At 67.9% G+C, this 7,696-nt stretch carries 8 protein-coding genes; 5 read left to right on the top strand and 3 right to left on the bottom strand.

What is annotated here, in order from left to right:
• Positions 1-399, top strand: a 399-nt coding sequence (locus tag ABZU75_RS25580; RefSeq protein WP_355558991.1) for a DUF6545 domain-containing protein, incomplete at its 5' end; no start/stop codon positions are given.
• Here the strand turns inward: ABZU75_RS25580 and ABZU75_RS25575 are convergent.
• Positions 323-931 (bottom strand): flavin reductase family protein, encoded by a 609-nt coding sequence (locus ABZU75_RS25575; protein WP_350916826.1) that lies wholly within the window; start codon positions 929-931, stop codon positions 323-325. The genes ABZU75_RS25580 and ABZU75_RS25575 overlap by 77 nt on opposite strands.
• Complete coding sequence (locus tag ABZU75_RS25570; protein WP_355558989.1) at positions 928-2,517, bottom strand: tryptophan halogenase family protein; 1,590 nt, start codon at positions 2,515-2,517, stop codon at positions 928-930. Before ABZU75_RS25570 ends, ABZU75_RS25575 begins: the two co-directional genes overlap by 4 nt.
• Positions 2,518-3,145: 628 nt before the next feature.
• On the opposite strand from ABZU75_RS25570, the gene ABZU75_RS25565 reads away from it, so the two are divergent.
• The 3 genes from ABZU75_RS25565 to ABZU75_RS25555 are packed head-to-tail and all read left to right on the top strand — an operon-like array spanning position 3,146 to position 5,254.
• Positions 3,146-4,057: a winged helix-turn-helix domain-containing protein gene (locus tag ABZU75_RS25565; RefSeq protein ID WP_355558986.1), complete on the top strand. Its 912-nt coding sequence runs from the start codon at positions 3,146-3,148 to the stop codon at positions 4,055-4,057.
• A 52-nt stretch (positions 4,058-4,109) separates the two neighbouring features.
• Positions 4,110-4,328: an MbtH family protein gene (locus ABZU75_RS25560; protein ID WP_355558983.1), complete on the top strand. Its 219-nt coding sequence runs from the start codon at positions 4,110-4,112 to the stop codon at positions 4,326-4,328.
• On the top strand, positions 4,325-5,254 hold the full coding sequence (locus tag ABZU75_RS25555; RefSeq protein WP_355558980.1) for a TauD/TfdA family dioxygenase: 930 nt from the start codon (positions 4,325-4,327) through the stop codon (positions 5,252-5,254). Before ABZU75_RS25560 ends, ABZU75_RS25555 begins: the two co-directional genes overlap by 4 nt.
• Before the next feature lie 57 nt (positions 5,255-5,311).
• Here the strand turns inward: ABZU75_RS25555 and ABZU75_RS25550 are convergent, their stop codons facing one another.
• Positions 5,312-6,304: a hypothetical protein gene (locus tag ABZU75_RS25550; RefSeq protein WP_355558978.1), complete on the bottom strand. Its 993-nt coding sequence runs from the start codon at positions 6,302-6,304 to the stop codon at positions 5,312-5,314.
• A 325-nt stretch (positions 6,305-6,629) separates the two neighbouring features.
• Between ABZU75_RS25550 and gntD the strand changes: the two genes are divergently transcribed.
• Entirely contained in the window at positions 6,630-7,658 is a 1,029-nt protein-coding gene (gntD, locus tag ABZU75_RS25545; protein ID WP_355558975.1) for a guanitoxin biosynthesis L-enduracididine beta-hydroxylase GntD, read from the top strand.
• Positions 7,659-7,696: the final 38 nt, after the last annotated feature.

The raw sequence follows: 7,696 nt of genomic DNA, 5'->3' as shown, positions 1-7,696 counted from the left end.
TCATTTTTATTTTTGTTATGGTTGTACCGCGGTGCGATCTTCCTTTCGCCCGGCGCGGCCGCGGCGGGGGCCCCCGCCCCGGCCGCGGGGATCACCGGCCGGAAGCTGGACGCCGTCGTGGAGGCGGCGACGCTGTCGGCCGCGTTGCGCACCGCCTCCGGAGACGAGGCGCCCGCCGGGGAGCCGCCCCGGGACACCGTGCCGGGCGGGGACGACCTGGCGGGCGACGTCGCCTTCCTCTGCGACGTCGCCCGCGCCTACCGCCGTTCGCGGTGGGCGTGGCGGCTGTCCCGGCTACCCGGCGCGCGCCGTCTGCGGCGTCTCAGGCAGGCAGGCCGCCGGTCGGCCGCGGGCCCTCCGGACGACGGGGGGCGGGCGACCAGGAGGAGTACTCCCTGAGCCCGTAGAGCAGCGGTACCGCCCGAGCCCGCTGCTCCACCCGGAACACCTGGCCGAACACCACGGTGTGGTCGCCCACCTCGACGGTCCGGGTGACCCGGCAGTCCGCGAACGCGTGGGCCTCGTCCACGAGGTGCGGCCCGCCGAAGGAGGGTTCCGTGCGCCACCTGACCCGCTCGAAGCGGTCCGGGGTCCCCGAGGCGAAGAGTTCCGCCGCGTACCGCGCGCGGTCGTGCAGGAGGTTCACGGTGAAGGTCGACAGCTTCAGCATCGCCTTCAGCGTCGGGCTGAGCCTGCGGACGCACACGAGCAGGGTCGGCGGGTCCAGCGCGACGCTGCACACCGAGGAGCAGGTCATCCCCCACGGCCTGCCGCCGGGCTCGGCGGTCGTCACGATGGCGACCCCGCTGGGGAAGGCGGACATCAGCGACCGGAACCGCGTCGGGTCGACCGCCGGCGGCGCCGAGGGGGGCTCGAAGGAGGGCTCGAAGGGGATGTCGAAGGGAGAGAGGCCGACCAGCGGGTCCTTCATCGTGGTGCTCCGTGCGCGGCCCGCCGCTCGGGGGGCAGGTCGTGCAGGCGCGCGAAGTACTCGTACTGGCTGGGCAGCCTGTCGACCAGTTCACGGGACTGGTCGCGGACGATCCGCAGTTCCCTGGAGGCCGCGGCGCCGTCGAACAGCCTCAGCGCCGGCGGGGCCTGCACGGGGAGGCCGCCCAGCCCCAGGAGCATGGCGGTGTAGGAGTAGGGCTCGAACCCGTGGTAGTGAGGGAAGACCGTCTCGGGGTCGGGCAGCTTGACCTGCCACTGCTCCAGGCGTTCGGCCAGCCCGTCGGGTACCTGACGGGTCGTGGCGTCCTTCCAGTAGTCGTTGTCGGCTCGCGCCGCGGCGTGGTAGTGCAGCACCAGGAACTCGCGCACGCCGTCCATCACATTGGCGACCTGGCGGTTGTAGGACCGGCGCAGCCGGTCGTCCCAGCGCTCGCTGGGGAAGTGCTTGACGAGCTGTTCGACGGCGTTCTGGATGAAGAAGATGCCGGTGGACTCCAGCGGCTCGACGAACCCGCTCGACAGTCCGATGGCGACGCAGTTGTTCACCCAGGAGTTCTCGCTCCGGCCGATCCGCATGCGGATGTGGTTGGCCTCGAGGTCGTCCGCGGCCGGGCCGACGAACTCGCGGAGGGTCCGCTCCGCCTCGTCGGGCGTGCAGTAGTCACTGGCGTAGACGTAGCCGGTGCCGACGCGGCCGAAGAGCGGGATCGTCCAGATCCATCCCGCCTCCTGAGCCGTGGCCGTGGTGCAGGGGCGGATGCCCCGCTCGGCCATGTTCACCGGCACCCGCAGCGCCACAGCCCGGTCGTTGGGCAGGGTGTCCTGGTACGACATGAAGGGCACCGAGAGGGCCTTGTTCAGCAGCATCCCGCGAAAGCCGGTGCAGTCGATGAACAGGTCGCCTTCCAGCACGCCGTGCTCCCTGGTGACGACGTCGCTGATCCAGCCGCGCTCGTCGAGGTTCACGTTCACCACGTCGTCGAGCACGTGCCGGACGCCGCGGTCGGTGCCGTACTTCGTGAGATACCTCGCCAGCAGCGCGGCGTCGAAGTGGTAGGCGTAGGGGAACTGTGTGTTCTGTTCGGTCAGCGTGGTGCGGTAACCGCGCTCCGCGCCGCCCTCGGTGAAGTCCTGCTCGAACAGTGCTCCGGAGAGATAGCGGGGAGACCGGTTCGCGTCGCAGAGCGAGGCGATGACGAAGCAGTCCTTGTCGAACCGGCCGCCGGGGCGCTCGTTCAGCCACCAGTCGGTGAGCGGGAATCCGTTCACGGTGCGCAGGCGCTCGAACGGGTGGTAGAAGTGGTGGCCTTGGGAGCGCCAGTTCTCGAACCGGATCGCCAGCTTGTAGGTGGCCTGGCACTCCGGCATCCACTCGCGCTCGTCCAGGCCCAGATAGTTGAAGAAGTGGCGGATCGTGCTGAAGGTCGCCTCTCCGACCCCGATGGTGGGCACGTTCTTCGACTCGACCAGTGTCACGTTGATTCGGTCGCCGAAAGCCGCCCGCAGGTACGAGGCGGTCATCCAGCCCGACGTGCCACCTCCGACGATAACTACGCTTTTGACCATTCTGAACCCTTATCCCTGCGCGTGAGAACGGAACACCGGGAGAACACCGGGAGAACGCCGGGTGATGTGAAAGGCGCGGCTCGGCGGTGTCATCCACCCCGGCATTGTTGAAAGCCTCTACCAAAAGCGTGGTCCGGCTCCACATCATTGACTCGATAGCTAAACAGGGCGGTCAGGCACGCTTTCAGTACGCTGAGTAATGGGCCGGTCGCCGATTCGGGGGAGGCGTGTTCCCGGCCGTCCGGCTGCCGGGAATCGGTGCCGCCGTGCTCTGGGTGGTCGAGAGATCAGGGGATCAGCACAGCTCAGGGGCTGTCCCGAAGGTAAGTGCATCAACTGGTGTGTATGAGATTTGACGCTTTCTGCAACGAGAGTTGACTTCCGATCGGCGTCGGAGTTAGGTTGATCTTATTGACAGAGCCAATGGGAGAGTGGTGAGAATATCACTCTCGGTTTACTGGGGGATCCTCGCGGACGGTCCTGGGCATTGCCCGGCGCCCGCCGAGATCGATTAGTCCGCGCGCCGGCCGGCAGAGCGGGCCATCATTTTCCGGAGCCTCTGCTGAGAGGCGTGACCTGCTTTCCAACAACACAGAGAACCAATCTTTCTACAACGCTGGGGGCCGCGGTGTTGAGGATTCATTTCACGGTTGAGGACCTGGCACGCCTGCGCATGGTCGCGAGCCTCGGGCCGGTGGCCGAGAGCGTGTTCGCGCTGGACATCTTCGGTCGCAACGGAGGCGCCTCCCTGAACGGGTGGCGAAAGCATGTGCGTGATCGGCTGGGCGAGGGCGTCGGCAGCGTGGAGCAGCTGGTCCGTGAACGCCGGGCGCCGACGGAGCTGCTGGAACTGGTCGAGCGCTCTCCCGGCCGAGCCGAGCCGCGCTCCGTGGCCGACGAGTGGGCCGGCCGGCGGGTGAGCGCCACCGTGCTGGGGTTCTGTCAGGTGGCGGTGCTGCCGTACTGGAGCAGGGTGCGAGGTTACCTGGAGTCCGAGCGCGAGGCGTACGGCCGGATAACGATCAGCAACGGCGTCGAGTGCCTGCTTGAGACGCTGCACCCCAGGCTGTGCTGGAACCCGCCGGTGCTGGAGATCCCCGACAGTGAGGACCGTGACGTCCACCTGCGCGGACGCGGTCTGCTGCTGAGCCCCTCGCTGTTCCTGCAGGGCAGGAACTACCTCTTCCTCGACGCCGAGCACGAGACGGGGCTGCCCGCCCTGGTGGTCTCGGCGCCGTGCACCCCGGCCTTCCTGTCCGACCTGGCCGGGGCGCCGGTGCCCGACGACGAGGCGCTCGGCGCCCTGGTCGGGCACACCAGGGCGGCCGCGCTCCAGGCGCTGGCCGAGAGCTGCACCACGGGCGGCCTGTCCGAGCGGCTCGGCATCTCTCTCGCGGGGGCCAGCAAGCACGCCACCGTACTGCGCAAGGCCGGACTGATCACCACTGCCCGCAACCGCAACACGGCGCTGCACACCCTCACCTCCCTGGGGGTGGCGCTGCTGCACGGGGAGCTCTTCCTGTCTCCCCAGCGCAACTGACCCCCGCTCCGGCACGCCTCGTGAACGGAGAACCTCCAAAAAGGAGAGCGCCATGAACTCGAACCCCTTCGAAGACCCGGAAGGCACCTACCTCGTGCTGGTCAACGACGAGGGGCAGCACTCCCTGTGGCCCGCGTTCGTCGATGTGCCCGCGGGGTGGACGGTGGTCCTGCCCGAGACGGACCGGCAGGCCGCCCTGGACTACATCACGGACAACTGGACCGACATGCGTCCGAGGAGCCTGGCCGAGGCGATGGGGGACCGGCCATGACCGGCCACGAACTGCCCCTCGTCATCGAGGGCGGGGGTGCCCGGATCTCCGACCTGGTGAGATCCGACCGGCAGGAGATCCGCAAGAGCCTCACCGCGCACGGCGCCGTGTTGTTCCGCGATTTCGAGGTCGGCGGCGTCGACGGTTTCGACGAGGTCGTGCGCGAGCTGTCGGGGGCGCCGCTGACCTATGCGGAGCGCTCGTCCCCGCGCAGCGTGATCAAGGGCAATGTCTACACCTCGACCGACTACCCCTCGCAGGAGGAGATCTTCCTGCACAACGAGAACTCCTACCAGACGGTCTGGCCGATGGTGCTCTACTTCCACTGCCTGCGACCGCCGTCGTCCCAGGGCGCCACGCCACTGGCCTCCACCCGTGCAGTCCACGACAGGATGGACCCGTCGATCCGCGAGGAGTTCGCGCGGCGAGGGTGGATGGTGGTCCGTAACTACAGCGACGAGCTCGGCATGTCGTGGCACGAGGCGTTCAACACCGACAGCGAGGACGAGGTCACGGACTACTGCCGGAGCAACGGCGTGCAGACGGAGTGGCTCGGCGGCGACCGGTTGCGGACCAGGGCGGTCCGCCAGGCCGTGCACCGTCACCCGGTCACCGGCGACCCGGTGTGGTTCAACCACGCGACCTTCTTCCACATCACCACCCTTCCCGAAGGGGTGCGGCTGGGGCTGCTGGAGATGTGCGGGGAGGAGAACCTCCCGAGCAACACCTACTACGGCGACGGCGGGACGATCCCCGACGACGTCGTCGGCCACCTGCGAGACTGCTACCGGTCGGCGTCCGTGCGGTTCGACTACCGTCAGGACGACCTTCTGGTCATCGACAACATGCTGACCTCGCACGGCCGCGAGCCGTTCACCGGGCCGCGGAAGATCGCCGTGGCGATGGCCGAGCCGTCGTCGGCCTGACCGCCGATCGACGGTCGATTCGACGATCAGGCCGACGGTGGCCGGCCGTCGCGCCCCTCAGTCCGGCTCGCGCAGCCGCCGGACCTCGGCGGAGATGATCGCCAGGAGCAGCAGGTCGGCCGCCAGGCCGGGCACCGCGGAGAACTGGTTCATGACGAACGCGAAGACCTGGCCGAAGAGGATGTCGACCAGCAGCGCGGCGTTGAGCAGCCGGAAGGCGGCCATGCGGTTCCCGCGCAGCCGCACCGCGCCGCACAGGCCCAGCGCCACCGTGATCGCCGCCGAGACAGCCATGCCGATCACCGCCCCCCACTCCTGCTCGCCGTCGAGCGTGCCGTAGGCGTTCTCCAGCCCGAGGCCCACCAGGGGCAGGAGCGCCTGAACGATGAGATACACCACCGCGAGGGCGACGAGCAGGGGGCGGCGCGTCAGGCCGTCGAGGGCGACGCGGGCGCGGGCCAGGCCGGTGCGCAACGGCCCGGGAGCCTTCTCCCGGGCCGGGACCATGCCCAGCAACCGGACCGCCGCCGCGTCGAGCGCGTCGTCGGAGCCCTGGACCAGTCGCACGGCGGCGTGCCGCTGCTCCACGGTCAGCCCCGAGGTCACCCCGACGAGTGCCGCGTAGACGGCGTTGGCCGTGCGCTCGCGCTGGGAGAAGTCGGTCCGGCCCTTCAACCACTGGGAGAGCACGACCAGGAGGGCGAAGACCAGGTAGATGATCCCCGCGGCCGGCCGGTAGAAGTAGTCGGTCGTCTGGGTGACGAACTTGCCGACCTCATCGACGAACAGCCCGAATCCGACCCCGCCGAGGACGGCACCCCAGGTCCGTGCGGCCTGGCCGAGGAACGCGAGCGTGATGCCCATGCCCACCGTCATCAGCAGGCCGCCCCACAGGACGTGGGCGATGTGCAGGCTCCCTCCGCCGAGCTGGGGATAACCGGCCCGTTGGAGATAGGCCCTGGTCAACAGCACCGCACTGATCCCGGATATCGCGAACACCTGCAGATGCGCGGCGGCGCTGGTCACCCGGGTGAGGCCCGATAGGCGCAATGTAGTTCTCCCTAATGCTGCCGATGGCGTTCTGGGAAACGGCCGGCCGAGAAGGCGACGGCCTCGGCTCCGGAGGTGCCTGACCTACGGTGTCCCGCGTCGGCGGATCGACAGGGCGGCGACATGGAAAAGGTCGGTCCGGAGGATTAGAACCACATACGACGTTAGCACGAAGCCCGCTCTGACTGCGCTGTTTAGCCCCTAAGTCAAAGATGTTGAACCCGCCCCCCGTCATGCCGGAGGCTCGATTAGGGCCGGGGACGAATGGCCGCCCCGGCCACGGTGATTCCCAGGAACCGATTGCCGTTGGCAGAGGGAGTTAATTGTGCTGGCATTACATCTGCTGGACGACGACGTCATGGTGATCGAGGAAATCGTCCGGGACCTCTCCCAGCGTTACCAGACCGTCGAGTCCGCTGATTTCCAGCGCGAGAGCCGGACGTATGCCGAGGAACTTCCGCGACGTCTCCGCAGGGCGCTCAACGAGTTCCGCCTCGCGGAGCCGTCCGGAATCCTGCTGATCTCCGGGCTTCCGGTGGACGACGCGAGGATCGGCCCGACCCCCGCGGACTGGAAGAACAAGCCGGTGCCCTCGCCCACCATCGGGCACGACATCGCGTTCTTCCTCATCGCGTCCCTGCTGGGAGACCCCATCGGATGGGCCACGCAGCAGGGCGGCTACATCATGCACGACGTCTTCCCGATCAAGGGCTACGAACACGAGCAGATCGGCTGGAGCAGCGAGGAAACGCTTGTCTGGCACACCGAGGACGCCTTCCACCCGTTGCGCACCGACTATCTCGGCCTGCTGTGCCTGCGCAATCCCGACGAGGTCGAGACGACCTATGCCGACGTTTCCGACGTGCGTATCGACGATGATGTCAAAGCCATTCTGTCACAGGAACGCTTCTACATTCTTCCGGATGACTCGCACCGCCCGGCGAATCGGGCCGCGGTGACCGACGAGGATACGAAGGTCGCGGATCTACGGAAACGCAGTTACCGGCAGGTCGACCTGGCACTGGACACTCCTGAGCCTGTTGCGGTCCTTTTCGGCGACCCTGACGACCCATATATCCGCATCGATCCGCACTACATGGGCGGGATCCAGGAAGAGAACGCTGGTAAAGCGCTTGCCGCATTCGGGACGGCGCTGGATTCCGCGATGACCGGGGTCGTCCTCAAGCCGGGTGACATCTGCCTCATCGACAACTACAAGGCCGTCCACGGGCGCAGCCCCTTCAGCGCGCGCTTCGACGGGACGGACCGCTGGCTGCGCCGTCTGAACGTGGCGAGGGACCTGCGCAAGTCCCGGGAGTTCAGGCTGAGCGCCTCCTCCCGTGTCATCTACTAGCCGAACCGTCATCGGACACGTCCTCGAAGGCAGGAGTC

The sequence above is a fragment of the Streptosporangium sp. NPDC005286 genome, from assembly GCF_040607515.1.
Lineage (GTDB): Bacteria > Actinomycetota > Actinomycetes > Streptosporangiales > Streptosporangiaceae > Streptosporangium.
The sequence above is the reverse complement of the archived record's forward strand: the minus strand, read 5'-3'. Positions and strand labels throughout refer to the sequence as shown.